Source organism: Streptomyces sp. NPDC025806, assembly GCF_055558275.1.
Map to the genome: position 1 here is coordinate 32,062 of NZ_JBVHMU010000003.1, position 25,378 is coordinate 57,439.

The following is a 25,378-nucleotide window of genomic DNA, read 5'->3' on the forward strand; positions in this document are numbered from 1 at the left end:
GTGACACGACGCACCGACTGGGCCGAGTACGACGCCGGCCCCGCCGTCCCCGAGGACCGGGGGCACGGCGGTGCCGGGCAGTACGACGACGCCGTGCCCGGGGACGCCGGGTACGACGTCGCACCGGGGGACGGCGCGGTGGACGGACCGCGCCGTGGTGGACGTTCGCGCGCCGCAAGCGGGTCGCGCGGGCGGCGGCGCCGGGGTGGATTCGGGGATCCGCCCGGTGCCGCACAGGACGACGGCCCCCCTGACTCGTCGAGGGCCGGGCGAGGGGAGCCGTCAGGGGACCCGGCAGAGCGGGCGCGGAACATCTGTCTGCGCCTGCTCACCGGGACCCCGCGCACGCGCAAGCAGCTCGCGGACGCGCTGCACAAGCGGGAGATCCCGGACGAGGTGGCACAGGAGGTGCTGTCCCGGTTCGAGGAGGTCGGACTGATCAACGACAGCGCCTTCGCGGACGCCTGGGTGGAGTCCAGACATCATGGCCGGGGCCTGGCGCGCCGAGCCCTCGCGAGGGAACTGCGCACCAAGGGCGTGGACTCCGCCGTGATCGACGAGGCCGTGGGGCAGCTGGACTCGGAGCAGGAGGAGGACACCGCCCGCGAGCTCGTCGCCCGCAAGCTCCGCTCCACCCGAGGCCTCGACCGGGACAAGCGACTGCGCCGTCTCGCTGGCATGCTCGCGCGCAAGGGCTACCCGGAGGGCATGGCCCTCCGCGTGGTCAGACAGGCCTTGGAGGAGGAGGGGGAGGACACGGAGAACCTGGGCTTCCCGGACTGAGCCCGAGCCGTCTCCTCCTGTGCCCGCCCTCCTGTGCCCTGACCCCCGTGGCCTGCCGCCATGCCCCTGCCCGCCGTGCAGCGCTGTCAGGCGTCCGGCCCCGTCACCGGCAGACCCTCCGAGCGCCACGCCTGGAAGCCGCCCACGAGGTCGGTGGCCCGGTGCAGGCCCAGTTGTCGCAGGGACGCGGCCGCGAGGCTGGAGGCGTAGCCCTCGTTGCAGACGACCACGACGCGGAGGTCGTGGCCGGTCGCCTCGGGGGAGCGGTGGCTGCCCCAGGGGTCGAGCCGCCACTCCAGCTCGTTGCGCTCCACGACGAGGGCGCCGGGGATCAGGCCGTCGCGCTCGCGCAGCGCCGCGTAGCGGATGTCGACCAGCAGGGCTTCGCCGCCGGCCGCGAGCGCGAAGGCCTCGCGCGCTTCGACCCGGTCGAGTCCGGACCGTACGCGGTCGAGCAGGTCGTCGATGCCGACCGGGGACGGTACGGAGTCCGGGGCGGGATGCAGGCCGGGCGTCGGATCGGGATGCAGGCCGGGCGTCGGGTCGGGCTGCGGGGGCGTGGTCACTGCCAGTCCTCCGGGCGCTCGACCGCCTCGAGGCGCAGAACCTGGCCCGTACGGCTGTACCGGCGGATCCGCGGCAGCGGCGGATAGTAGGCGTGGACCGAGACGGCGTGCTCGGTGGGGGACGGGTTGAGGACCTCGTGGACGTGGTGGACGCCGAAGGCACGCCCCGAGCCGGGGCCCAACGCGCGCTCCCTGTCGACGTCTTCGGACAGCTCCAGGGTCTTCCAGCCGTCCGTGGGCAGGCGCGTGGCCAGGGAGTTCTCGGTGAGTTCGCCGGACGCGGTGAGGAACGCGCCCACCGAGTCCGCGTGGTCGTGCCAGCCGGTGCCGGTGCCCGGCGGCCAGCCGATGAGCCAGGCCTCGCTGCCGCCCGGCCCGTCCAGCCGCACCCAGGTACGGCCCTCCGGATCGAGCGGCAGCGACGCCACGAGGTCGCGGTCCGCGGCGGCGCGGCGGACGAAGTCGAGCAGGTCGGCCTGGGTGGGTGCCGCGTCGGGCGCGGCCGGGACCGAAGGCGTGCGGGAGGGCGTGGGCAGTGACACAACTACCGTCCTGGAGTTCGCGAAGGGCGCGTGCCGCGGGCGTCGGGACGACGCGGGTACCGATGCCGAGCAGCGGCGAGGGACCGCGGGCACGCGGAAGGGGAGGGATGCGAATTCAGCAGGACGGGCGACACGTGCAGCCCGCGTAGCGGACCAGGTCCATATGGACCCTCCGCCACAGGCGCACATTGGTGTCGATCGTCACGCTCCGGAGTACACCACGGTGGCGGAGGCCGGTCAACTCACGCTCGGTCAGGGCCTCCCGACGCACGATCACGGCCGCCACCCTTGCCGCCGCTCCCGCGCGCACCGCTGCGTACGGGCTCGTCCTCGGCCGGCTCCTCCTCGGACGGCGTGCCGAGAGCGATCCGCGCGGCCGTCAGCAGTTCGGCGGGGCGCACACCGTTCAGCGCCGTCACCAGATGCCCGTCGGGGCGGACCAGCAGCACCGTGTGCGCCGCCGCCTGCGGATACGACTCCGCCACGAGCAGCTCCGTCTCGTGCGGCAGGGCCGCGACGGCATCCGCGAGCCGGGGCATCAGCCCCGCCGACATCCAGTGCTTGCGGTCCCACACACCGGTCCCGGGTGCGACCAGGACCACCAGGAGCCGCCCGAGACCGAGCCGGTCCCGCAGCCGCACGGTCGAGCCGTCCGGCGCGGTCACACGGACGTCGGACACCGCGGCACCGGGCTCCGTACCGATCGTGGCCGCTGCCGCCGTGACCGGAGCGGCGAGCGGGGAGTCCGGATAGCGGCCAGGGGCACCGAGCGGGCCGAGTCCGAGGTGACCGTCCGTGAGCAGCGCGTCGTGCCCTCGCGCGGCGCCGGGCACGTACGAGCGCAGGCCGCCGCCCCCGCGCAGTATCGGCAGCGACTGGTCCGCGGCCCGCAGCCGGCCGGCGACGACGGCGCGGCGCTCCGCCTGATAGCTGTCGAGCAGCGCCGACGACCCGCCTCGCGGACCGTCGTGCCAGGCCAGGGCCAGCTTCCAGGCCAGATTGTCGGCGTCGCGCAGCCCCTCGTCGAGGCCCTGCGTGCCGAGCGCGCCCAACAGGTGCGCGGCGTCCCCGGCGAGGAAGGCACGCCCCACCCGCCAGCGGCGGGCCAGCCGGTGGTGGACGGTGTGCACGCCCGTGTCGAGCAGTTCGTACGGCGGCGTGGAGCCTCCGCACCAGCCCGCGAGGGTCTCCCGGACGCGGGCGACCAGCACGTCCGGGGTCACCAGGTCGCTGCGGGGCGGCAGCAGCCAGTCCAGGCGCCAGACACCGTCGGCGAGGGGGCGTCCGACGATCTCCGAACCCGAGGGACCCGAGGTCCGCCACGGAGGGTTCCGATGGAGCAACGCCTCACCGGGCCACGGAAGTTCCGTCCGCAGCGCGGCGACCGCGTGCCGTTCGACGGCGGTCCGCCCCGGGAAGCGGATGTCGAGGAGTTTGCGGACGGTCGAGCGGGGACCGTCGCAGCCCACCAGATGGCTGCCGCGCCACCAGGTGCCCTCCGGGCCGCGGGTGCGGGCCGTCACGCCCGACGCGTCGTTCTCGATCGAGTCGAGGCGGCTGTCGACAGCCATCTTGACCAGGCGTTCCTCGGCGACGGCCGCCCGCAGCGCACCGGTCAGTTCATGCTGTGCGAGGTGCAGCGGAGCGGGCAGGTCCTCACCGAAGGTGAGCGCGCGCATCTCCTGCTTGCGGCGCAGGGAACGCCATCCGGTCCAGCGCGCGCCGACCCGGTCGAAGGACCGCCCCGCCAGCCGCTCGACGAACGCGGCGGTGTCCTCGCGGAGCACCACGGTGCGGGCCGGCCGCTGCTCGTCCTTGCCGGAGCCCTCGTCGAGCACCACGGACGGCACGTCCTGGCGGGCGAGCGCGAGGGACAGCGCGAGGCCGACGGGCCCGGCGCCGACGACGATCACCGGATCCACGGCGCGGCTCCTCCTGCCCCGGAAGGCGCCGCGACCGAGGGCGCGGGCGGCGTACTGGACGTACAGGGAGAGGCAGTTGGAGCGGGGTGCGCGTTCACAGAGCGTATGCAACCCATTGCCGGTGCTTGCGTCAAGTGACGGAGGCAGTGGCGATCATGCCACTGCCTCCGTCACGACGGCCGATCGGGGCGGCCCGGGTGATGCCCCGTCAGGCGCTGCCGTCCCTGGGCGTGGACAGCGTCTTGTCGACCTCGGCCAGCTCCACGACGGGCTCGGCGGCCGCCGCGACGGCGATGCCCTTCTTGGCCCGGCGGCCGCGCCGCTCGATCCAGCTCGCCAGCCAGGACAGGGCCAGACACATCGCGATGTAGATGACGCCGACCACGATGACGACCGCGGTGATCGGGTTCTCGCCGTTGACGATGATGTTGTTCGCCATCTGGCGGGCCGCGAACAGCAGCTCCGTGTAGGTGATGACGTAGCCGAGCGAGGTGTCCTTCAGGGTCACCACGAGCTGGCTGATCATCGTCGGCAGCATCGCCCGTACGGCCTGCGGCAGTTGGAGCATGATCATGACCTGCGACTTGCGCAGGCCCAGCGCGTACGCGGCCTCGACCTGGCCGCGCGGCACGGAGTTGACGCCGGCCCGCAGCACCTCGGCCTGGACGCAGCCGTTGTAGACGGTCAGGCCGATGACGAGCGCCCAGAAGCCCGAGCTCTCGCCGATGATTCCGAGGTTCTCCTTGTAGGTGAGGAAAAGCACCCACAAGGCGTAGATCGTGATCAGCAGCGGGACGGCGCGGAACAGCTCGATGAAGCCGGTGGCGAACCAGCTGACGGCCTTGTGGTCGGACAGCCGTGCGACCGCGAGGAGCAGGCCGAGCACCAGGGAGAGCGCACCGGCGACCGCGAACACCTGCAGGGTGGTGACCACGCCGTCGCGGATGTTGGTGCGCACACCCGCGTTGTTGAAGATGTTCCAGACCTCGGGCTCCAGCTGGCCCTTCTCGCTCATCCGGTAGATCGCGAAGGCGACCAGGCCCAGGACGGCGACGGAACCGACGATCGTGTAGAGCCGGTTGCGCACGCGGGCCTTGGGGCCCGGCGCGTCGTACAGGACGCTCGAACTCATCGTGCGACCCCCATGCGCCGCTCGAGCAGCCGGAAGAGACCGCTGATGGAGAAAGTGATGACGAGGTAGCCCAGGGCCACCCACAGGAAGATCCAGCCGATCGCGAAGCCCTTGTCGCTCAGCAGCTTCTGGACGCTGAAGAGCTCGGCGACACTGAACGCGCCGGCGATGGCGGAGTTCTTGGTCAGCGCGATGAAGATCGAGCTGAGCGGCGGCAGCACCGTACGGGTGGCCTGCGGCAGGATGATCAGCCGCAGCGTCTGCCCGAAGGTCATGCCGATCGACCGCGCGGCCTCGGCCTGGCCCAGCGGCACCGTGTTGATGCCGGAGCGGACGGCCTCGCAGACGAACGCCGAGGTGTAGCAGCCCAGCGTCAGCAGGGCCTTCATCCACGGGTTCAGACCCGGGAAGAAGATCACCGGAAGGACGAACCAGACGACGAGGAAGAGCAGCGTCAGGGGCGTGTTGCGAAAGAGCGTCACCCATGCGGTGCCGAACAGGCGCAGGGGCGGGACGGGGGAGACACGGAACCCGGCGATGATCACGCCGAGGACCATCGCCAGCAGCCCGCTGGCCAGGGTCAGCAGGACGGTGCCTATGAACCCCTCGCGGAACTCCGGGAGATAGTCGAGCAATACGTTCACGGGGATGTCCTCGTGGGCGGCGGGCGGGCAGGAAAGGCCGCGCCCACGGGCGCACCGCGAACGGTGCGCCCGGAGCGGGGCGTACTCCTCAGGCGCGGAGCGCGCCGGTCAAGGGCGCTCGATCAGTAGCGCTCGAGGGCCGGCGGCTCGGTGTAGGCCGACTTCGACAGACCCAGCGTCGCGTCGTACGCCTTCTTGTAGTCGCCGTTCTTCTCGTGCGCCTCGATGGCGTTGTTCACCGCGTCGCGCAGCGCCTTGTCGTCCTTGTTCATGCCGATGCCGTACGGCTCCTTGGTGAACGGCTTGCCGACCACCTTGAGCTTCGTCGGGCGCTGGGCGGCGTAGCCCTTGAGGATCGCGTCGTCCGTGGTGACCGCGTCCACCTCGTTGTTCAGCAGCTGCTGAACGCACTCGGAGTACTTGGACAGCTCGACCGTCTTCGCGCCGTACTTGGGCTTCTTGATCTCCTGCAGCGGGGTCGAGCCCTTGATGGAGCAGACCGTCTTGCCCTTGAGCGAGTCGGGGCCGGTGATGCCCTTCTCGTCGGCGCGCACCAGGAGGTCGGCACCGGCGAGGAAGTACGGGCCGGCGAAGCCGACCTGCTTCTTGCGCTCGTCGTTGATCGTGTACGTGCCTACGTAGAGGTCGACCTCGCCCTTGGAGATGGTCGTCTCACGGACGTTCGAGTCGACCGTCTTGAACTCGATCTGGTCGGGCTTGAAGCCGAGGTCGGCGGCGACCATCTTGGCGATCTCGATGTCGAAACCGGAGCGCTTGCCGTCGGTGTCCTGGAATCCCAGGAACGGCTGGTCGTCCTTGGCGCCGAAGACGATCTTGCCGGCCTTCTGGGCCTTCTTCAGGGTCGGGGAGTCGACCTTGACGTCCTTGGCGACCGTGTACGTCGGCAGCTTCGGCTGGTTCTTGCCACCCGAACCACCGGCGGGCTTGTCACCGGCGTTGCCGGACTCGCCGCCACACGCGGTGGCGGTCAGGGCGAGAGCGGCGACGGTGGCCGCGACAGCGGCGGACTTGCGGAGATTCATGGTGAGCATCCTTCGTGTCGGCAGATTCGGCAGTCTGAAAAATCGACGCGCGCGGAGCCTCGGTCCGAGCTCGGTCCGAGGGCGCACGTACGGCGCGCGTCTAGTGGTGCAGGATCTTCGACAGGAAGTCCTTGGCCCGGTCGCTGCGCGGATTGCTGAAGAACTGGTCGGGGGTGGCCTCTTCGACGATGCGGCCGTCCGCCATGAAGACGACACGGTTGGCGGCGGAGCGGGCGAAGCCCATCTCGTGCGTGACCACGACCATCGTCATGCCGTCCCGGGCGAGCTGCTGCATCACCTCGAGGACCTCGTTGATCATCTCCGGGTCGAGCGCCGACGTGGGCTCGTCGAAGAGCATCACCTTCGGGTCCATCGCCAACGCCCGTGCGATGGCGACACGTTGCTGCTGTCCGCCGGACAGCTGCGCGGGGTACTTGTCCGCCTGGGCGCCGACGCCCACCCGGTCCAGAAGCGCGCGCGCCTTCTCCTCGGCCTTCTTCTTGTCCGCCTTGCGGACCTTGACCTGGCCCAGCGTCACGTTCTCGAGCACCGTCTTGTGCGCGAAGAGGTTGAAGGACTGGAAGACCATGCCCACGTCGGCACGCAGCCTGGCCAGCTCCTTGCCCTCCTGGGGCAGCGGCTTGCCGTCGATCGTGATCGACCCGGAGTCCACGGTCTCCAGGCGGTTGATCGTGCGGCACAGCGTCGACTTGCCGGAGCCCGACGGGCCGATGACGACCACGACCTCGCCTCGCGCGATGGTCAGGTCGATGTCCTGGAGCACGTGCAGAGCGCCGAAGTGCTTGTTGACTGCGCTCAGCGCGACCAGTGTGTCGCCCGCGGGGGGAGTGGCGTCCTTGGTCACCGAAACTTCGGTCATCGGGGTCTTGCTCCATCCTCCTCGGTTGGGAGGACAGTAGTAACCCGGTACGACCAGCGTCATTACATCTGAGGGGAAATTGAGCATAACGATCCGGTCGCAACCGGACACGATGCGTGAAGGGGTGCGGCCCGTGCGTACCGGCTGCATAACGGAACGCGGACGGGGCCCGCAGCCTCTTGACGACTTCCTCATGGATCGGCGTGGATGCCTTGGTGAACGCATGGGACCGACACAGGTGAGGGGGCCGGAATGAGACTGCTGCTCGTCGAGGACGACGATCACGTCGCCGCGGCCCTGTCCGCCGTGCTCTCCCGGCACGGCTTCGAGGTGCGGCACGCGCGCAACGGGGAGGAGGCCCTCCAGGCCCTCGTCCCGGACCCGGCCGGCTTCGGCGTCGTCCTGCTCGACCTGGGCCTGCCCGACCAGGACGGCTACGAGGTCTGCGGCAAGATCCGCAAGCGCACCACGACGCCCGTCATCATGGTCACCGCGCGCGCGGACGTCCGCTCCCGCATCCACGGGCTGAATCTCGGCGCCGACGACTACGTGGTGAAGCCGTACGACACGGGGGAGTTGCTCGCCCGTATCCACGCGGTCAGCCGGCGCAGCGTCCAGGAGGAGGCCGCCCCCGCTTCCGACCACGAGGTGCTGCTCGGCGACGTGGTCATCGACCTGCCCACGCGGCAGGTCACCGTGGAGGGCGCCGCCGTGCCGCTCACGCGCAAGGAGTTCGACCTGCTGGCCCTGCTCGCGCAGCGGCCCGGGGTCGTCTTCCGCCGGGAGCAGATCATCAGCGAGGTGTGGCGCACCAGTTGGGAAGGCACGGGGCGCACCCTGGAGGTGCACGTCGCCTCCCTGCGCGCCAAGCTGCGCATGCCCGCCCTGATCGAGACCGTGCGCGGCGTCGGCTACCGGCTCGTGGCCCCGGCCGCCTAGCGGAAGCCGTAGAGTCCCTCGGGTGCGCGCCCGTCTGCTTCCGCTGCTCATCGTCCTCATGGCGGGCGTCCTGCTCGCTCTCGGCTTCCCGCTCGCCGTGAGCGTGGCCTCCGCCGAGCAGCAGAAGGTCGTCGTCGACCGCATCGACGACACCGCCCGCTTCGCCTCCCTCGCCCAGTTCGTCACCACACGGCCCGGCGAGAACGGCGCACAGGCCCCCGACGAGCGCCGGCAGACCCTCCAGAAGGAACTCGACCGCTACTACGCCGTCTACGGGATCAGGGCGGGCGTCTTCTTCCGCGACCAGGTGCCGATGGCCCGCTCGCCGCGCGCCTTCGGGGTGCCCGCCAGAGGCGCCCTGCGCGAGGCGTTCGACGAGGCCCTGTACTCGCGCCGCAGCCACGACCCGTCCCAGGTCTGGCCCTGGCGCCACGGACGGCTCGTGGTGGCCTCCCCGGTCATCCGGGACGGTGACGTGGTCGCCGTCGTCGTCACCGACTCGCCCACCGGTGCGATGCGCGCCAAGACGCTGCGCGGCTGGCTGATCATCGCGGCGGGCGAGGTCGCCGCGATGCTGCTGGCGGTGGGCGCCGCGCTGCGCCTGACCGGCTGGGTGCTGCGGCCCGTACGCGTCCTGGACGCCACCACCCACGACATCGCCACGGGCCGGCTGAAATCACGGGTCGCGGCGGCCGGCGGTCCGCCGGAACTCAGGCGCCTGGCCCGGTCGTTCAACGAGATGGCCGACAACGTCGAGGACGTGCTGGAGCAGCAGCGCGCCTTCGTCGCCGACGCCTCGCACCAACTGCGCAACCCGCTCGCCGCCCTGCTGCTGCGCATCGAGGTCCTGTCCTACGAACTACCGGAGGGTAACGAGGAGATCGCATCCGTTCAGACCGAGGGCAAGCGCCTGGCTCGCGTCCTCGACGACCTGCTCGACCTCGCCCTGGCCGAGCACGCCGGCGCCGACCTCCAGCTGACCGACATCGGGGAACTCGCCGCCGAGCGCGTCGAGGCCTGGCGGCTCACGGCCGACGACAAGGGCGTACGACTGGTCGCGCACTGCCCCGCCGTCACCGGCTGGGCCGACCCGATCGCCCTGTCCAGCGCCCTGGACGCCGTGGTCGACAACGCGCTCAAGTTCACGCCCGAGGGCGAGCAGGTCACGGTCACGGTCCTCGCGGGCGGCGAGAGCACCGCCGTCGAGGTCACCGACGGCGGCCCCGGCCTGCGCGACGAGGAGCTCGCCCGCATCGGCGACCGCTTCTGGCGCAGCGGCCGGCACCAGAACGTGAAGGGCTCCGGCCTCGGCCTGTCGATCTCCCGCGCCCTGCTCACCGCGGGCGGCGGCTCGATCGCGTACGCCCATCACGAACCGCACGGGCTGCGCGTGACGCTCCGGGTCCCGAGGACCGCTCCGCTGCCGCGCCAGGGCGCCGGGGCGGACGCCGGGCAGGACCTGGCCGAGCGGTAGCCGCGGCACGTCACGGCACAGGACGTCGGGGCGGCGCAGGGCTCAGGGCTTCACCGAGCGGTAGTACCGACGCGCGCCCTCGTCCAGGGTGAGCGGATCCGTGTAGATCGCGGTGCGCAGGTCGACGAGCTGCGCCGCGTGCACCCGCGCGCCGATGTGGTCCCGGCTGTCGATGACCGTGCGGGTCACCTCCTCAGCCATCGCCGGATCGATCCGCTCTGTCGTGACCAGCAGGTTCGCCACGGCCAGCGTATTGACCGCCTTGCCGTGCTGGGCGTGCGGATAGGCGTCGGCCGGCATCGTCGCCGCCCTGTAGTAGCGCGAGGAGCCGCCCTGGGCGTGCAGCTCGTCGATCAGGCTGCCGAGCTCGACGAGTCGGATCGGGAACCGCTCCGACAGCTTGCGCACATGCTCCGTCGTCAGGCCGCCCGACCAGAAGAAGGCGTCGATCTGACCGGCCTGCAGAGCGGTCGGCATGGTGTCTATCCCGAGGCCGACAGGGACGATGTCCTTTTCCGGATCCAGGTCCGCCGCCAGCAGGATCCGGTTCGCGATCAGCCGCACGCCGGACGCGCTCCCGCCCACGGCCACCCGCTTGCCGCGCAGATCGGCCACCGACCTGATCTTGGACGAGCGGGGCACGACGAGCTGCATGTAGTCGTCGTAGAGGCGGGCGCAGGCGCGCAGCCGCTCGGCGCCGGGCCGGCCCTCGAGCTGGTACTTGGCGACCGCGTCGGCGGCGGCGATCGTGAAGTCGGCCTTGCCGGTCGCCACCCGCCGCACGTTGTCCCACGAGCCCTCGCTGCCGTCGAGCCGCACGTCGACGCCGGGCAGATCACGCGCCATGGCGGCCTTCAGCAGGTTCCCGTACTTCTCGTAGACGCCCGTCGGGGCGCCGGTGCTGAACGTCACCTGTCCGCTCGGCGCCTCGTCCTCCAGCGGCAGCAGCCACCACAGCAGCAGCCCGACCACCACGAGCCCGGCCACGGACCCCCGCAGGACGTGGCGGCGGGCCGGGCGCAGGCGACGGAGGGCGGTGAGCGGCATGGGCGCGATCCTGCCAGGTGGGGGCGGCGGCTGACCAGGGTTGACGGCGCACGTCACGGCCCGGCCGCCGCCGGGTGCCGGGCGTGACGGGAGGAGGCGGCACGGGGCGCCCCCGCGAACCCCATACCCTTGTCCGTATGAGCAGCAGCGACCCGCGTCCGTCCGCCGTGGACGATCGTTCTCCCAATCCCCCCAAGACGTACGAAGTACGCACCTACGGGTGCCAGATGAACGTCCACGACTCCGAGCGCCTCTCGGGCCTCCTGGAGGGCGCCGGATACGTCCGCGCCCCCGAAGGCTCCGACGGCGACGCCGACGTCGTGGTGTTCAACACCTGCGCGGTGCGGGAGAACGCGGACAACCGGCTCTACGGCAACCTCGGCCGGCTCGCCCCCCGCAAGGCCTCGCGCCCCGGGATGCAGATCGCCGTGGGCGGCTGCCTCGCTCAGAAGGACCGCGACACCATCGTCAAGAAGGCGCCCTGGGTGGACGTCGTCTTCGGCACGCACAACATCGGCAAGCTGCCCGTCCTCCTGGAGCGCGCCCGCGTCCAGGAAGAGGCGCAGGTCGAGATCGCCGAGTCGCTCGAGGCCTTCCCGTCGACGCTGCCGACCCGCCGCGAGAGCGCGTACGCGGCCTGGGTGTCGATCTCCGTCGGCTGCAACAACACCTGCACCTTCTGCATCGTCCCGGCGCTGCGCGGCAAGGAGAAGGACCGCAGGACCGGCGACATCCTCGCCGAGATCGAGGCCCTCGTCGGCGAGGGCGTCTCCGAGATCACGCTGCTCGGCCAGAACGTGAACGCCTACGGGAGCGACATCGGCGACCGCGAGGCCTTCAGCAAGCTGCTGCGCGCCTGTGGTCAGATCGAGGGCCTGGAGCGGGTCCGCTTCACGTCCCCGCACCCGCGGGACTTCACCGACGACGTCATCGCCGCCATGGCCGAGACGCCCAACGTGATGCCGCAGCTCCACATGCCCATGCAGTCGGGCTCGGACACGGTCCTCAAGGCGATGCGCCGCTCGTACCGCCAGGAGCGCTTCCTCGGCATCATCGACAAGGTCCGCGCCGCCATCCCGCACGCGGCCATCACCACCGACATCATCGTGGGCTTCCCCGGCGAGACCGAGGAGGACTTCGAGCAGACGATGCACGCCGTGCGCGAGGCCCGCTTCTCCCAGGCCTTCACCTTCCAGTACTCCAAGCGCCCCGGGACCCCGGCCGCCACCATGGAGAACCAGGTCCCCAAGGAGGTCGTGCAGGCGCGTTACGAGCGTCTGGTCGCCCTCCAGGAGGAGATCTCCTGGGAGGAGAACAAGAAGCAGGTCGGCCGCACCCTGGAGCTCATGGTCGCCGAGGGCGAGGGCCGCAAGGACGGCGCCACCCACCGCCTGTCCGGCCGCGCCCCCGACAACCGCCTGGTGCACTTCACGAAGCCGGACGAGGAGGTCCGCCCCGGTGACGTGGTGACCGTGGAGATCACCTACGCCGCCCCGCACCACCTGCTCGCCGAGGGCGCCGTCCTGAGCGTGCGCCGCACCCGCGCGGGCGACGCCTGGGAGAAGCGCACCCAGGAGACGCAGGACAAGGCGCAGGGCGTCCTGCTGGGCCTGCCGAAGGTCGGCGTCCCCGAGCCGCTGCCGGCGGCCACCGGAGGCTGCGCCGTCGACTGACGCGGTCGCCCGCCGGGGCCCGCTCCGCCGCCCCGTGCGCGACCGGCCCCCGGCCACGGGCGACCGCTCGCGCAGTAGGCTGCCGATCATGCTTGTCGCTGCCGCCGTGTGCCCCTGCCCCCCACTGCTCGTGCCCGAGGTGGCCGCGGGTGCCGCCCCCGAGCTGGACGCCGCCCGCGCGGCGTGCGACGAGGCGATCGGGGCGGTGATCGCGGCCCGCCCCGAGCTGATCGTGGTCGTCGGCCAGGGGACGCGGAACGCGCACCACGCGGCCGGCGCCCGAGGATCCTTCCGTCCCTTCGGCGTCGACCTCGACGTGACGCTCGGCGCCGCTCCCTCGCAGGAGCGAGCGGCCGGGACGCAGGCCCCGCTGCCGCCCTCCCTGGCCGTCGGCGCGTGGCTGCTCGCCCGCGCGGGCTGGGACGGCCCGGTGCGTGGCTACGAGGTGAGGGACGACCGCTCCTGGCCGGTCAACGGCGAGGACGGCGTCCACATCGCCGGGTACGCGGACCGCGTCGGCCTCCTCGTGATGGGCGACGGCAGTGCCTGCCGCACCGTCAAGGCGCCCGGCTACCTGGACGAGCGCGCCGAGGGCGTCGACGCGGAGATCGCCGCCGCGCTGCGCGACCTGGACGACGAAGGCCGCTTCGCGAACCTGGACGAGGATCTCGCCCGCGCCCTGAAGATCTCCGGCCGGGGCCCGTGGCAGATCCTCGTCGGGGCCTGGGACAAGGAACCCGCCTCGGCCCGCCTCCTCTACGAGGACGCGCCCTACGGGGTCGGCTACTTCGTGGCCTCCTGGACGTAGCGGCACCTCTACAGGGCGCGCGCACGTCTACAAGGGCGTGCGCCTGCCCATGAGGACGCGCGACGTGCAACAAGGGCGCGCCACGTCCAGGAAGGCGCGCACACGGCGACGGCCGCGAAGCCCGATGGCTTCGCGGCCGTCCGCACGATGTGACGCGCGTGGCGTCAGGAGGCCGGAGGCGGGGTCGGCGGGGTGTCGTCGCCCCCCTTGCCCTGGGCCCCCCGGTCGGGGGACTCGGACATCCGGTCCACGGCGTCCTTGGCCTTCGCCGTGCCCTGCTGGATCTTGTCGCTGTACTTGCCCTTGGTCCTCTTGTCGACCATGTCGGCGGCCTTGTCGAGGCCCTGGTCGATCTTGTCCCCGTGCTGCTGCGCGAGGCCGGAGGCCTTGTCCTTGGCGGGGCCGAGCTTGGCTTTGAGTTGGTCCAGGAAGCCCATGGATCTCACTTTCCTCGCGGATGTCCCACGCCCGGACGGGCGTGCGCCGGCAGGTACTACTGACGGGCGCCCTCGCCGGCCTCGCTGTCGGCCGCCTGCTCCGCGGACTGCTGCTTCGGGATCTCCACCGCGTCCGTCGCGGTGGGAGCCGCCGGCTCGTCCGTCTCCGGGTCCGCCGCGACCTGCTCCGCCTCCGCGGAGGCCGGCGCCGGGTCGCCCTCGGTCTCCGCAGCCTCGGGCTCGGCGTCGGCCGTCACGACGGCGGCCTTGGTCTCGGCCGACGACGCCTCCTCGGTGTCCTTGGCCTTCCGGCGGAACATGGCAAAAACGCCCATTTCAACTCCATACGGTACTCGTGTGGGCGAAATCCCGCCCTGCCCGGTGCGTCCCATTGCGCCGCCCGGGTCGCCGGTCCTCGAAACCGGCGGCTGGAACCTCGCAACAGGCAACGACCCCGCACCGGGGTCGTCACGTAGCTCGTTCGAGAAGTGGCAAGGAGGTTTGCGAGACTGGGACGGTGAGTAGCGCAGCTCCCGCCCCGCGGGTCATCGCCGTCGTCGGGCCGACCGCCGCCGGAAAGTCAGATCTAGGTGTCTTCTTCGCCAAGGAACTCGGCGGCGAGGTCGTCAACGCCGACTCCATGCAGTTGTACCGGGGGATGGACATCGGTACCGCCAAGCTGACGCCCGAGGAGCGCGAAGGAGTCCCGCACCACCTTCTCGACATCTGGGACGTCACCGTGACGGCCAGCGTCGCCGAGTACCAGAAGCTCGCCCGCGCGCAGATCGACCGCCTCCTCGCCGAAGGGCGCTGGCCCGTCCTGGTGGGCGGCTCGGGCCTCTACGTACGCGGCGCGATCGACAAGATGGAGTTCCCCGGTACGGACCCCGAGCTGCGCGCCCGCCTGGAGGAGGAGCTCGCGCTGCGCGGCCCCGGCGCCCTGCACGCGCGGCTCGCCGCCGCCGACCCGGAGGCCGGTGCCGCCATCCTGCCGAGCAACGGACGGCGCATCGTGCGCGCCCTGGAGGTCATCGAGATCACCGGCAAGCCCTTCACGGCCAACCTGCCGGGTCACGACTCCGTGTACGACACCGTCCAGATCGGCGTGGACGTCGCCCGCCCCGAGCTCGACGCACGCATCGCCACCCGCGTGGACCGCATGTGGGAGGCCGGACTCGTCGACGAGGTCCGCACCCTCGCCGACCAGGGACTGCGCGAGGGCGTCACCGCCTCCCGGGCGCTCGGCTACCAGCAGGTACTGACGGCGCTCTCCGGAGAGTGCACCGAGGACGAGGCGCGCGCCGAGACCGTGCGCGCCACCAAGCGCTTCGCGCGCCGCCAGGACTCCTGGTTCCGCCGCGATCCCCGCGTGCACTGGCTCAGCGGAGCCGTCGCGGACCGCGGGGAACTCCCGGCCCGGGCAATGACGTTGATCGAACGACCGGTTACAGCCTGATCACGTGATGGCATCGGGACGCCCGGGCGGTCATCCCGGCCACTCCGGGCGTGCCATCATCGACCATCGATCGACCAGTGGAGTCCGGAGTGGGAGGGCGCGTGGCGATGGAGGCCGGCCCTCGTGACACCGCACCAGGCGGGGATCAGTTGAGCCCTGACGGTCCTGAGGCGACCCCGGACGGCGTGATCGCCGACGGGCCGACCGTCGAGGAGATCGCCGCGCAGGACGAGGCGGCGGAGGTCGAGGTCGAGCTCCGTCCGCAGCGCAGGCTCCGCATCTGGCAGCTCGCGCCCATCGTCATGCTGGCGACGCTCGGCTCCCTCATGTTCGCCTTCCCGCTCTTCTTCGAGTTCGGCGACGGTGGCGCCGTGGTCGCGATGCTCGGGCTGCTGATCAGCTCCTGCGCCGCCGGCTGGGGCATGATGGCCGCCCGCCGCGTCGGCTACACCATGCCGGGCCTCCCGCCGCGCGGCTCGGGCCGCAGACCGGACTGGCGCGTCGTGGGCGCCTACGTGGTCGTCGTGGCGTCCGTCGCCGTGCTGGCCGTCTGGCGCGTCGCGCGCCTGCGGTGACCGGCCGCACACGGCCCCCGCTCACCCCTCACGCGCCGACCCCGTACGATCGAGAGATGACCACTTTCCTCAAGGGTCACGGAACCGAGAACGACTTCGTGATCATCCCGGACGCGGAGAACGCGGTGGCGCTCCCGCCGTCCACCGTGGCCGCGCTCTGCGACCGCAGGGCGGGCATCGGCGGCGACGGTCTCCTGCACGTCGTGCGCTCCGCCGCGCACCCCGACGCGCGGCACATGGCCGAAGAGGCCGAGTGGTTCATGGACTATCGCAACGCGGACGGCTCCGTCGCCGAGATGTGCGGCAACGGCGTACGGGTCTTCGCCCGTTACCTCCAGCACGCCGGTCTCGTCGCCGAGGGCGATGTGGCGGTGGCCACCCGCGGCGGCGTGAAGGCGGTCCACATCGACAAGGAAGGCCTCGTCACGGTCGGCATGGGCCGCGCGACGCTCCCCGAGGGCGACGTCACCGTGTCCGTGGACGACCACTCCTGGCCCGCCCGGAACGTGAACATGGGCAACCCGCACGCGGTCGCCTTCGTCGAGGACCTCGCCCAGGCGGGCACCCTCTACGAGGCGCCCCCGTTCACCCCGGCGAGCGCCTACCCGCAGGGGGTGAACGTGGAATTCGTCGTGGACCGCGGCCCGCGCCACGTCGCCATGCGCGTGCACGAGCGTGGCGTCGGCGAGACGCGGTCCTGCGGCACCGGAGCCTGCGCGGTGGCCGTCGCCACGGCCCGCCGCGACGGACACGACCCCGTGGCTGACGGCACCCCGGTGACGTACGAGATCGACCTGCCCGGCGGCCGGCTCAGCATCACCGAGCGGGCGGACGGGGAGATCGAGATGACCGGGCCCGCGGTCATCGTGGCCGAAGGTGAGATCGACGCGGACTGGTTCGCGGCGATCGAAACCGTAAACCCGTAAGCCTTCGCTCGAATGGGTGATCCGTTTCACGCTGGGCGAGAGGGGGACTGCGCCACGTGATGGGCTCGGTAGCATCAAGCACCGGTCCGGACGGGTGCCCCCGCCAGCCCGCCGCCGGTCGATCAAGCCGGAGGTGCTCATGAGTGCGGAGGCGACCAACCCCGCGACGCCCGGGCCGATCACGCCCGAAGCACCCCGCAGGCGTGCCCGCCCACGGATCGACCTGCGCCGCCTCGGCCGGGCCGCGCTGCTCGGCTCCGCGACCCGCGACCGGCTCCCGGACGCGATCAGCCATGTGGTCGAGGCCCACCGCGCGCACTATCCGGACTCCGACCTGGAGCCCCTGCGCCGCGCCTACGTGCTCGCCGAGTCCTCGCACCGCGGTCAGATGCGCAAGAGCGGCGAGCCCTACATCACGCACCCGCTCGCCGTGACACTGATCCTGGCCGAGCTCGGCGCGGAGGCCACCACCCTGACCGCCTCCCTGCTCCACGACACGGTCGAGGACACCGAGGTGACCCTCGACCAGGTGCGCACCGAGTTCGGCGAAGAGGTCGCCTATCTGGTCGACGGCGTCACCAAACTGGAGAAGGTCGACTACGGGGCCGCGGCCGAGCCCGAGACCTTCCGCAAGATGCTGGTCGCCACCGGCAACGACGTACGCGTCATGTCGATCAAGCTCGCCGACCGCCTGCACAACATGCGCACCCTCGGCGTCATGCGCCAGGAGAAGCAGGAACGGATCGCCAAGGTCACGCGGGACGTCCTGATCCCGCTCGCCGAGCGCCTCGGTGTCCAGGCGCTCAAGACCGAGCTGGAAGACCTCGTCTTCGCGATCCTGCACCCCGAGGAGTACAAGGAGACCAGGGAGCTCATCGCGGCGAACGCGGCCCGCGCGGAGCATCCCCTCGACGAGATCGCCGAAGAGGTGCGCGGCGTGCTGCGCGAGGCGGGCATCACCGCCGAAGTCCTCATCAGGCCCCGGCACTTCGTCTCCGTGCACCGCGTGCGGCGCAAGCGCGGCGAGCTGCGCGGCGCCGACCTCGGGCGCCTGCTCGTCCTCGTCTCCGAGGACGCGGACTGCTACGGCGTCCTGGGCGAACTGCACACCTGCTTCACGCCGGTCGTCTCGGAGTTCAAGGACTTCATCGCCGTCCCGAAGTTCAACCTGTACCAGTCGCTGCACACCGCCGTGGCCCGCGCCGACGGCGAGGTCGCCGAAGTCCTCATCCGCACGCACCAGATGCACAAGGTCGCCGAGGCCGGCGTCGTCGCCCTCGGCAATCCCTACACGCCCTCCGGCGAGGAGCACCTGGACACCGTCGGCGAGCGCTCCGACCCCACCCGCCCCGGCTGGCTCTCCCGCCTCCTCGACTGGCAGCAGTCGGCACCCGACACCGACACGTTCTGGTCGACGCTGCGCGAGGACCTGGCGCAGGACCGCGAGATCACCGTGTTCCGGCCCGACGGCGGCACCATCGGCCTGCCCGCCGGCGCCAGCTGTATCGACGCCGCCTACGCCCAGTACGGGGAGGACGCCCACGCGTGCATCGGCGCGCGGGTCAACGGGCGCCTGGCCGCACTCGGCACCGTCCTCGCCGACGGCGACACCGTGCAGCTCCTGATGGACCAGGACGCGGCCTCCGAGCCCTCCCGCGACTGGCTGGACCACGCCAAGACCCCGGCCGCCCGCATCGCCATCCGCCGCTGGCTCACCGCGCACCCCGAGGGCCCCCGCGCCCCCGAGCCGGAACCGGAGCCGCGCGCCGCCTACAGCGGCCCCTCGGCCCGCCCCGCCGCGGCGAACGCGGTCGTGGACCAGCCCGGCGCCACCGTGCGCCTCGCGGGCTGCTGCACGCCCGTACCGCCCGACGAGATCACCGCCTTCGCGGTCCGCGGCGGCGTCGTCACCGTGCACCGCGTCGAGTGCTCCGGCGTGACGCGCATGAAGGCGGCCGGACGCCCGGAGATCGGCGTGCGCTGGGCCGACGCCGAGACCGCCGAGTACCGCGTCACCCTGATCGCCGAGTCCTTCAGCCGCCCGCACCTCCTCGCGGACCTCACCGAAGCCATAGCGCTCGAGGGCGTCGCCATCATCTCGGCGACGGTCGACCCGCCCGACCAGGGTCGCGTCCGCCACACGTATACCCTCCAACTCCCGGACGCGGACCGCCTCCAGAACCTGATGCGAGCGATGCGCAACGTGCCGGGCGTGTACGACGTGGACCGCGCCCGGCACGCCGCCGCCGGGGCGCACTGAGCGAACCCGGGGTCTCGTTCGGGTGGGTCCGGCGCGTGCCGTCCCGGCCTTCGGGGCGCGCGCTGATAGCCGTAGGGGATGCTGCTCAGCTCCCGAACGCCCCGCACCGCCGCACTGCTCGCCGCCGGTGTCTCCCTCGCCGTGCTCGCCGCCGCCGCGCCGCAGTCCGCGACCCCGCTCGGCGTGGGCGACCGCCTCTTCCCGCACCTCGGCAACCCCGGCTACGACGTGCGCTCGTACGACATCGCCTTCACCTACCGGGGCGACAACAGCAAGCCGCTCGACGCCGTCACCAAGATCGACGCGCAGGCGACGGACCTGCTCGACCGGATCAACCTCGACTTCTCGCACGGCACGGTGCGCTCCGTGAAGGTCAACGGCCTGCGGGCGGACTTCACGACGAAGGGCGAGGACCTGGTCGTCGAGCCGGCGCGGTCGGTCGTGCCGGGGCAGCCGTTGCACATCACCGTGGAGCACACGAGCGACCCCGTGCCCGGCAAGGAGGAGATCGGCTGGGTGCGCACCAAGGACGGCCTCGCGATGGCCAACCAGGCGGACGCCGCACACCGCGTCTTCCCGTGCAACGACCACCCGTCGGACAAGGCGTACTTCACGTTCCATGTCCGCACGCCGAAGGGCCTGACCGCCGTCGCCAACGGGAGGTCCGTGAGCACCACGCGCGCGGGGGACACCACCGACTGGACCTACCGCACGGAACACCCCATGGCCACCGAGCTGGCCCAGGTCTCCATCGGCAGCTCGTCCGTCCTGCGCCGGGAGGGCCCGCACGGACTGGAAGTACGGGACGTGGTGCGCACCAAGGACGTCAAGACGCTCGACCCGTGGCTCGCCAAGACCCCCGCGCAGATCGCCTGGATGGAGAGCAAGGTCGGCGCCTACCCGTTCGAGAACTACGGGCTGGTCATCGCGGACGCCACCACCGGCTTCGAACTCGAGACGCAGACACTCTCCCTCTTCGAGCGCGACCTCTTCACCCGCTCCGAGTACCCGAAGTGGTACGTCGAGTCGGTCATGGTCCACGAACTCGCCCACCAGTGGTTCGGCGACAGCGTCAGCCCGCGCACCTGGTCCGACGTGTGGCTCAACGAGGGACACGCCACCTGGTACGAGGAGCTGTACGCGCAGGAGAAGGGCGACCGCCCCATGGAGAAGCGGATGCGCGCCGCCTACGGGGCGTCGGACGCCATGCGCGCCGACGGAGGTCCGCCGGCCGCCCCGAAGAGCCCCGCGCCGGGGGAGAAGATCAGCATCTTCCGGCCGGTCGTCTACGACGGCGCCGCCCTCGTCCTGTACGCGCTGCGCCAGGAGATCGGCACGGAGGCCTTCGAGAGCCTGGAGCGGCAGTGGGTGAGCACGCACCGCGACGGCACGGCCACGACCGCCGACTTCGTCGCGCTCGCCTCACAGATCGCCGGACGGGACCTGACCGGCTTCTTCGACGCCTGGCTGTACGGGAAGAAGACGCCGCCGATGCCCGGACACCCGGACTGGAAGGTCGAGCCGGTGAAGACGGCGGAGAAGTAGGCTTCGGGCCCGGCACGCCGGGGAAAAACCCTGATGACGAGACGCCCCGTTCCGTGCGAACATCTTCAGGTCGACGGCGCGGAGCGGCCGGCGGGCCACCGGGAATCCTGGGGCCGGGCCGAGCGTTGTCACAGGTGACGGAGCCTGGTCTCCGTCGCGATGTTCCGAAATCCCACGGACATCACCACAGACGTAACCACAGACGTAAGGATCCAATGACCTCCTCTTCTTCCCCTTCCCAGGAAGCGCAGAGCCTCGCGCAGAACTACCCCGAAGGTCTTCGGGCCGATGCCCTGATGGAAGAGGACGTCGCCTGGAGCCACGAGATCGACGGAGACCGGGACGGCGAGCAGTTCGACCGCTCCGAGCGCGCGGCCCTGCGCCGCGTGGTGGGTCTCTCCACCGAGCTCGAGGACGTCACCGAGGTCGAGTACCGACAGCTCCGCCTGGAGCGGGTGGTGCTCGTCGGTGTGTGGACCTCGGGAACGGTTCATGACGCGGAGAACTCCCTCGCGGAGCTGGCTGCCCTCGCCGAGACCGCGGGCGCGCTCGTGCTCGACGGTGTCGTGCAGCGCCGGGACAAGCCCGACGCGGCGACGTACATCGGCTCGGGCAAGGCCCTCGAACTGCGCGACATCGTGCTCGAGACCGGAGCCGACACCGTCGTGTGCGACGGTGAGCTCAGCCCCGGCCAGCTCATCCACCTCGAGGACGTCGTCAAGGTCAAGGTGGTCGACCGGACCGCCCTGATCCTCGACATCTTCGCCCAGCACGCCAAGTCCCGAGAGGGCAAGGCGCAGGTCGCTCTGGCGCAGATGCAGTACATGCTGCCGCGCCTGCGCGGCTGGGGTCAGTCGCTCTCCCGGCAGATGGGTGGCGGCGGCGGTGGCGGCATGGCCACCCGTGGTCCCGGTGAGACCAAGATCGAGACGGACCGCCGACGGATCCGCGAGAAGATGGCGAAGATGCGCCGTGAGATCGCGGAGATGAAGACGGGCCGCGACATCAAGCGCCAGGAGCGCAAGCGCAACAAGGTGCCTTCGGTCGCCATCGCCGGTTACACGAACGCGGGCAAGTCGTCCCTGCTCAACCGCCTGACGGGCGCGGGCGTCCTGGTGGAGAACGCGCTGTTCGCCACCCTGGACCCGACCGTCCGCAGGGCCGAGACCCCGAGCGGCCGGCTCTACACGCTGGCCGACACGGTCGGTTTCGTCCGGCATCTGCCGCACCACCTCGTCGAGGCGTTCCGCTCCACGATGGAGGAGGTCGGCGACTCCGACCTGATCCTCCACGTGGTCGACGGTTCGCACCCGGCGCCGGAGGAGCAGCTCGCCGCCGTGCGCGAGGTCATCCGGGACGTCGGGGCCACCGAGGTCCCCGAGATCGTGGTGATCAACAAGGCGGACGCCGCGGACCCGCTGGTGCTCCAGCGTCTGATGCGCGTCGAGAAGCACTCGATCGCCGTCTCCGCCCGTACGGGCGCCGGCATGGCGGAGCTGCTCGCGCTCATCGACGCCGAGCTGCCGCGCCCCGAGGTCGAGGTCGAGGCACTCGTGCCGTACACCCACGGCCAGCTGGTGGCGCGGGCGCACTCGGACGGTGAGGTGATCTCCGAGGAGCACACCCCGGACGGCACGCTCCTGAAGGCGCGCGTCCACGAGGAGCTGGCGGCCGAGCTCGCGCCGTACGCTCCGGCGGCGATCGCGAGCTGACGCGACGCCGTCCCGCACGGCAGCACGACAGACAGGAGGGCCCGCCCCGATTCGCTCGGGGCGGGCCCTCCTGTCCGTGTCGGACGTCGTACGGCAGCCGGTCGGTCGTCGCCGGCCCGCTGCCGCACCGCTCGCTACTTGCTGCCGTACTTCTCGCTCATGGTGTCGAAGACCTGCTTGGCCTCGTCGCCGAGCTGCGGTCCGGCCAGCCACGTGTTGTCCGCCGGGCCGATCGATGTGTTCGACACGAGGACCGTCTTGTCACCGCGGACGCGGAACCAGCCACCACCGGACGAGCCACCCGTCATCGTGCAGCCGATGCGGTACATCGTCGGCAGCGTCGGCTCGAGCGACAGCCGGCCCGGACGGTCGAGGCACTTGTGCATCAGCAGACCGTCGTACGGCGGCGCGGCCGGGTAGCCCCAGGCGCCCATCGAACCGACCGACTGCACGGACGGCTTGGTGAAGTCGACGTCGAGCGCGTTCCCGACCGTCTCCTCCAGGGACTTGGTGCCCTGCTCGGGCTTCACGTGCAGCACCGCGAAGTCGTACGGCGCGCCCTCGCCGCCGGTCGGACCGCCGCCGTTGATCCACTCGTTCGAGGTCGACGCCCAGTCCGCCCAGTACGAGCCGTACGGGGCGATCTCCTGCTGCGTCGCGTTGCGCAGGTCGTCCGCGGACTTGCCCATGTCGTTGTAGGACGGCACGAACATGATGTTGCGGTACCAGCCGCCCGCCGAACCGGCGTGCACGCAGTGGCCCGCGGTCCACACCAGGTTCGAACGGCCCGGGTTGCGCGGGTCCTTGACGACGGTGCCCGAGCAGACCATGGAGCCTTCGGGGGAGTCGAAGAAGACCTTGCCGACCGGCGCGGCGTTCTCGTGGTACGGCGTCTTCTCCGGACGGGCCTGCACCGGGGACGGGTCGGGGTCGGAGACACCCTGGTCGTCCGCGTAGTCCTTCGCCGCGATCGTCTTGTTCGGATCCTTCGCGGACTTCATCCGCTCCGGCTTCCACAGCCCGTCGATGACCGGGTTCACGAAGTCCTTGGCTTCGCGCAGCCAGTCGTCCTTGCTCCAGTTCTTCCAGGCACCGTCCTTCCACTTGTCGGGGTCGATGCCGTGCTCCTTGAGCCGGTCGGCGATGTCCCCGGGCAGCTTGGCGCCGTCGGAACCCTGCGACGCGCCGGCGGCGGGCTTGCCGCCCGCGGCGTCGTCCTTGCTGTCGTTGCAGGCCGTGGCGGTCAGCGCCAGGACCACGGCGAGTCCGGTCACGGCGAGAGCGCCGCGACGCCCCCGCGCGCGCGTGGCGGACGGACGTATGGAACGCATGGTGCGAGTACCCCCGAGTGGAAAACGCGCGCCGGACCCGGCGGCGCGACACCGCCGTCGACGCGGAACTGTCATGAGCGTGTCATGGGCGGAGCGCATGTCCCTGTGGGTCCGCTGTGACACAGCACCCCACTATGCCTGTGAGGTCGAGGACGAACTGCGGCGGGGTGGTGAAGGTTTCCGCACTCCCGCCGGAGATCCGGACGAACCGTCGGACGGACCGGCCGGGGCGGGCCCGGCAGCGCTTTCTCCGCTGCCCGGAGCCCACCACGAACCGGAACGGCCTACTGCCCGGCGTACTTCTTGCTCACCGCGTCGTAGATCCCCTTGGCCTCCTTGCCCAGGCGCGGACCGGCGAGCCAGCCCGAAGTCACCGGGCCGATCGAGGTGTTGGACACCAGCGCCGGCTTGCCGTCGGAACCCTGGCCGACCCAGCCACCGCCGGACGAACCACCGGTCATGGTGCAGCCGATGCGGTACATCGTCGGGTCCGTGTCGTTCAGCGACAGCCGGCCCGGCTTGTCGGCGCACTGGTACAGCTTCTGGCCGTCGTACGGCGGCGCCGCCGGGTAGCCCTTCGCCGTCAGCTGCGAGATGTCTGGCACCGCCGGGGCGTTGAAGTTCACCGGAAGCGCCGAACCCACCGTCTCCTCCAGCGACTTGCCCGTGCTGCCCTTCTCCGGCGTCACGTGGATCGCGGCGAAGTCGTACGGAGCACCCTGGCCGCCGGTCGGACCGCCCTGCTCGATCCACTGGTCTGAGGTCTGCGCCCAGGAACCCCACCACACGCCGTACGGAGCCACCTCGCTCTTGGCGGCACCCTGCAACTGGTCCGCGGACTTGCCACCGTTGTTGTACGACGGCACGAACGCGATGTTCCGGTACCAGCCGCCGTCCTTGCCCGCGTGGACGCAGTGGCCGGCCGTCCAGATCATGTTCGACTTACCGGGGTGCGCCGGGTCGGTGACGACCGTGGCCGAGCACACCATGGAACCCTCGGGCCCGTCGAAGAACAGCTTGCCCGCGTACGGAGCGCTGTCGTGGTACGGCGTCGCGGCAGCAACGGCCTGCACCGGCTTCGGCGTCGGGTCGGTCACGCCCTGGTCGCCCGAGATGTCGTTGTCGTCGACCTCGTGATCCGGGTTCTTGTCGGCGTCCCGCATGCGGTCCGAGTCCCACAGGCCGTCGATGATGGGATTGACGAAGTCCTTCGCCTCACGAAGCCACTTGTCCTTGTTCCAGTTCTTCCACTCGCTGCCCTTCCACTTGTCCAGGTCGATCCCGTGCTCCTTGAGCCGGTTCTTGATGTCGTCCGGAACCTGGATGCCGTCACCCTCCGCGGGCGAGGCGGCCGTCGGCTTGCTGTTTGCGTCGTCCTCGGTCGGGCCGCACGCGGTGGCGGTCAGCGTGAGGACGGCGCCGAGCGCAACAGCCGCCACCACGGGGGTCGTTCTCCCGCGCGCGCTCCCTGCGCGGCGAGCGGCGAACAGCGGGCGTGTGGGTCGCATGTCGTGAATCCCCCTGGGCTTCGTCATCGTTGCACTGCCGTACTCGTGCGGGGGACGGGTGCCTTGAGCCCCTCCCCGAACGGCACCCCACACTATGCCGGTGCCGTCGGGGCCGACCGACGGATCCGCAACGGTTCGGCTACAAGGCAGACACCCCCTTCTGCCTCCCCCCGCC

General features: G+C 71.3%; 24 protein-coding genes. 11 read left to right on the forward strand and 13 right to left on the reverse strand.

Annotation, left to right across the window (positions count from 1 at the left end):
- Nucleotides 1-783: a recombination regulator RecX gene (gene recX, locus ACZ4E1_RS07300; RefSeq protein WP_467536739.1), complete on the forward strand. Its 783-nt coding sequence runs from the start codon at nt 1-3 to the stop codon at nt 781-783.
- 86 nt (nt 784-869) lie between these two features.
- Here recX and ACZ4E1_RS07305 read toward each other — a convergent pair whose 3' ends face one another.
- From ACZ4E1_RS07305 to ACZ4E1_RS07340, 8 genes are all read right to left on the reverse strand, one after another.
- Nucleotides 870-1,289, reverse strand: a complete 420-nt coding sequence (locus ACZ4E1_RS07305) for a rhodanese-like domain-containing protein (RefSeq protein WP_467537578.1) — start codon at nt 1,287-1,289, stop codon at nt 870-872.
- 56 nt (nt 1,290-1,345) lie between these two features.
- Nucleotides 1,346-1,891 (reverse strand): cupin domain-containing protein, encoded by a 546-nt coding sequence (locus ACZ4E1_RS07310; protein ID WP_467536741.1) that lies wholly within the window; start codon nt 1,889-1,891, stop codon nt 1,346-1,348.
- Nucleotides 1,892-2,006: 115 nt separating this feature from the next.
- On the reverse strand, nt 2,007-2,201 hold the full coding sequence (locus ACZ4E1_RS07315) for a putative leader peptide (protein WP_467536743.1): 195 nt from the start codon (nt 2,199-2,201) through the stop codon (nt 2,007-2,009).
- The gene (locus ACZ4E1_RS07320) at nt 2,134-3,813 is read right to left on the reverse strand and encodes an FAD-dependent monooxygenase (RefSeq protein ID WP_467536745.1); all 1,680 of its coding nucleotides are present in this window, start codon (nt 3,811-3,813) and stop codon (nt 2,134-2,136) included. Before ACZ4E1_RS07320 ends, ACZ4E1_RS07315 begins: the two co-directional genes overlap by 68 nt.
- A 208-nt stretch (nt 3,814-4,021) precedes the next feature.
- Entirely contained in the window at nt 4,022-4,945 is a 924-nt protein-coding gene (locus ACZ4E1_RS07325; protein WP_467536747.1) for an amino acid ABC transporter permease, read from the reverse strand.
- Nucleotides 4,942-5,589 carry an amino acid ABC transporter permease gene (locus ACZ4E1_RS07330; protein WP_399129655.1) on the reverse strand — a complete coding sequence of 216 codons (648 nt, stop codon included), beginning with the start codon at nt 5,587-5,589 and terminating at the stop codon, nt 4,942-4,944. Before ACZ4E1_RS07330 ends, ACZ4E1_RS07325 begins: the two co-directional genes overlap by 4 nt.
- A 122-nt stretch (nt 5,590-5,711) precedes the next feature.
- Complete coding sequence (locus ACZ4E1_RS07335) at nt 5,712-6,632, reverse strand: glutamate ABC transporter substrate-binding protein (protein ID WP_467536750.1); 921 nt, start codon at nt 6,630-6,632, stop codon at nt 5,712-5,714.
- A gap of 100 nt (nt 6,633-6,732) precedes the next feature.
- Nucleotides 6,733-7,512 (reverse strand): amino acid ABC transporter ATP-binding protein, encoded by a 780-nt coding sequence (locus ACZ4E1_RS07340; protein ID WP_188336472.1) that lies wholly within the window; start codon nt 7,510-7,512, stop codon nt 6,733-6,735.
- Nucleotides 7,513-7,764: 252 nt separating this feature from the next.
- Between ACZ4E1_RS07340 and ACZ4E1_RS07345 the strand changes: the two genes are divergently transcribed.
- On the forward strand, nt 7,765-8,451 hold the full coding sequence (locus tag ACZ4E1_RS07345; protein ID WP_467536753.1) for a response regulator transcription factor: 687 nt from the start codon (nt 7,765-7,767) through the stop codon (nt 8,449-8,451).
- 22 nt (nt 8,452-8,473) lie between these two features.
- Entirely contained in the window at nt 8,474-9,925 is a 1,452-nt protein-coding gene (locus ACZ4E1_RS07350) for a sensor histidine kinase (RefSeq protein ID WP_467536755.1), read from the forward strand.
- Between the two features lie 42 nt (nt 9,926-9,967).
- On the opposite strand, the gene ACZ4E1_RS07355 is transcribed toward ACZ4E1_RS07350, so the two are convergent.
- On the reverse strand, nt 9,968-10,972 hold the full coding sequence (locus ACZ4E1_RS07355; protein ID WP_467536757.1) for a TAXI family TRAP transporter solute-binding subunit: 1,005 nt from the start codon (nt 10,970-10,972) through the stop codon (nt 9,968-9,970).
- Between the two features lie 137 nt (nt 10,973-11,109).
- On the opposite strand from ACZ4E1_RS07355, the gene miaB reads away from it, so the two are divergent.
- Entirely contained in the window at nt 11,110-12,645 is a 1,536-nt protein-coding gene (miaB, locus tag ACZ4E1_RS07360) for a tRNA (N6-isopentenyl adenosine(37)-C2)-methylthiotransferase MiaB (protein ID WP_467536759.1), read from the forward strand.
- An 88-nt stretch (nt 12,646-12,733) separates the two neighbouring features.
- Complete coding sequence (locus ACZ4E1_RS07365; RefSeq protein WP_467536760.1) at nt 12,734-13,453, forward strand: class III extradiol dioxygenase subunit B-like domain-containing protein; 720 nt, start codon at nt 12,734-12,736, stop codon at nt 13,451-13,453.
- A 164-nt stretch (nt 13,454-13,617) separates the two neighbouring features.
- Here the strand turns inward: ACZ4E1_RS07365 and ACZ4E1_RS07370 are convergent, their stop codons facing one another.
- Complete coding sequence (locus ACZ4E1_RS07370) at nt 13,618-13,890, reverse strand: antitoxin (protein WP_467536762.1); 273 nt, start codon at nt 13,888-13,890, stop codon at nt 13,618-13,620.
- Between the two features lie 56 nt (nt 13,891-13,946).
- Nucleotides 13,947-14,225, reverse strand: coding sequence for a hypothetical protein (locus ACZ4E1_RS07375; RefSeq protein ID WP_467536764.1), 279 nt, complete (start codon nt 14,223-14,225; stop codon nt 13,947-13,949).
- A 182-nt stretch (nt 14,226-14,407) separates the two neighbouring features.
- On the opposite strand from ACZ4E1_RS07375, the gene miaA reads away from it, so the two are divergent.
- From miaA to hflX, 6 genes are all read left to right on the forward strand, one after another.
- Nucleotides 14,408-15,346 carry a tRNA (adenosine(37)-N6)-dimethylallyltransferase MiaA gene (miaA, locus tag ACZ4E1_RS07380; protein WP_467536766.1) on the forward strand — a complete coding sequence of 313 codons (939 nt, stop codon included), beginning with the start codon at nt 14,408-14,410 and terminating at the stop codon, nt 15,344-15,346.
- Between the two features lie 107 nt (nt 15,347-15,453).
- Nucleotides 15,454-15,921 carry a hypothetical protein gene (locus ACZ4E1_RS07385; protein ID WP_467537580.1) on the forward strand — a complete coding sequence of 156 codons (468 nt, stop codon included), beginning with the start codon at nt 15,454-15,456 and terminating at the stop codon, nt 15,919-15,921.
- A gap of 56 nt (nt 15,922-15,977) precedes the next feature.
- Nucleotides 15,978-16,847: a diaminopimelate epimerase gene (gene dapF, locus ACZ4E1_RS07390; protein WP_467536768.1), complete on the forward strand. Its 870-nt coding sequence runs from the start codon at nt 15,978-15,980 to the stop codon at nt 16,845-16,847.
- A 139-nt stretch (nt 16,848-16,986) separates the two neighbouring features.
- Nucleotides 16,987-19,107 (forward strand): RelA/SpoT family protein, encoded by a 2,121-nt coding sequence (locus tag ACZ4E1_RS07395; RefSeq protein WP_467536770.1) that lies wholly within the window; start codon nt 16,987-16,989, stop codon nt 19,105-19,107.
- A 78-nt stretch (nt 19,108-19,185) separates the two neighbouring features.
- Nucleotides 19,186-20,652, forward strand: coding sequence for a M1 family metallopeptidase (locus ACZ4E1_RS07400; RefSeq protein ID WP_467536771.1), 1,467 nt, complete (start codon nt 19,186-19,188; stop codon nt 20,650-20,652).
- A 215-nt stretch (nt 20,653-20,867) separates the two neighbouring features.
- Entirely contained in the window at nt 20,868-22,364 is a 1,497-nt protein-coding gene (hflX, locus tag ACZ4E1_RS07405) for a GTPase HflX (protein ID WP_467536773.1), read from the forward strand.
- A 134-nt stretch (nt 22,365-22,498) separates the two neighbouring features.
- Here the strand turns inward: hflX and ACZ4E1_RS07410 are convergent, their stop codons facing one another.
- Complete coding sequence (locus ACZ4E1_RS07410; protein WP_467536775.1) at nt 22,499-23,695, reverse strand: trypsin-like serine peptidase; 1,197 nt, start codon at nt 23,693-23,695, stop codon at nt 22,499-22,501.
- Between the two features lie 284 nt (nt 23,696-23,979).
- The gene (locus ACZ4E1_RS07415; protein ID WP_467536777.1) at nt 23,980-25,203 is read right to left on the reverse strand and encodes a trypsin-like serine peptidase; all 1,224 of its coding nucleotides are present in this window, start codon (nt 25,201-25,203) and stop codon (nt 23,980-23,982) included.
- Between the last annotated feature and the right edge of the window lie 175 nt (nt 25,204-25,378).

Bases quoted from the DNA above. Each gene is read 5' to 3' on its own strand.
- ACZ4E1_RS07340 (WP_188336472.1), bottom strand. From the start codon at position 7,512: ATGACCGAAGTTTCGGTGACCAAGGACGCCACTCCCCCCGCGGGCGAC.
- ACZ4E1_RS07395 (WP_467536770.1), top strand. From the start codon at position 16,987: ATGAGTGCGGAGGCGACCAACCCCGCGACGCCCGGGCCGATCACGCCC.
- ACZ4E1_RS07335 (WP_467536750.1), bottom strand. From the start codon at position 6,632: ATGAATCTCCGCAAGTCCGCCGCTGTCGCGGCCACCGTCGCCGCTCTC.
- ACZ4E1_RS07375 (WP_467536764.1), bottom strand. From the start codon at position 14,225: ATGGGCGTTTTTGCCATGTTCCGCCGGAAGGCCAAGGACACCGAGGAG.
- ACZ4E1_RS07400 (WP_467536771.1), top strand. From the start codon at position 19,186: ATGCTGCTCAGCTCCCGAACGCCCCGCACCGCCGCACTGCTCGCCGCC.
- ACZ4E1_RS07415 (WP_467536777.1), bottom strand. From the start codon at position 25,203: ATGCGACCCACACGCCCGCTGTTCGCCGCTCGCCGCGCAGGGAGCGCG.
- hflX (WP_467536773.1), top strand. From the start codon at position 20,868: ATGACCTCCTCTTCTTCCCCTTCCCAGGAAGCGCAGAGCCTCGCGCAG.
- dapF (WP_467536768.1), top strand. From the start codon at position 15,978: ATGACCACTTTCCTCAAGGGTCACGGAACCGAGAACGACTTCGTGATC.
- ACZ4E1_RS07355 (WP_467536757.1), bottom strand. From the start codon at position 10,972: ATGCCGCTCACCGCCCTCCGTCGCCTGCGCCCGGCCCGCCGCCACGTC.
- ACZ4E1_RS07385 (WP_467537580.1), top strand. From the start codon at position 15,454: ATGGAGGCCGGCCCTCGTGACACCGCACCAGGCGGGGATCAGTTGAGC.
- ACZ4E1_RS07410 (WP_467536775.1), bottom strand. From the start codon at position 23,695: ATGCGTTCCATACGTCCGTCCGCCACGCGCGCGCGGGGGCGTCGCGGC.
- ACZ4E1_RS07370 (WP_467536762.1), bottom strand. From the start codon at position 13,890: ATGGGCTTCCTGGACCAACTCAAAGCCAAGCTCGGCCCCGCCAAGGAC.
- ACZ4E1_RS07325 (WP_467536747.1), bottom strand. From the start codon at position 4,945: ATGAGTTCGAGCGTCCTGTACGACGCGCCGGGCCCCAAGGCCCGCGTG.
- ACZ4E1_RS07365 (WP_467536760.1), top strand. From the start codon at position 12,734: ATGCTTGTCGCTGCCGCCGTGTGCCCCTGCCCCCCACTGCTCGTGCCC.
- ACZ4E1_RS07345 (WP_467536753.1), top strand. From the start codon at position 7,765: ATGAGACTGCTGCTCGTCGAGGACGACGATCACGTCGCCGCGGCCCTG.
- miaB (WP_467536759.1), top strand. From the start codon at position 11,110: ATGAGCAGCAGCGACCCGCGTCCGTCCGCCGTGGACGATCGTTCTCCC.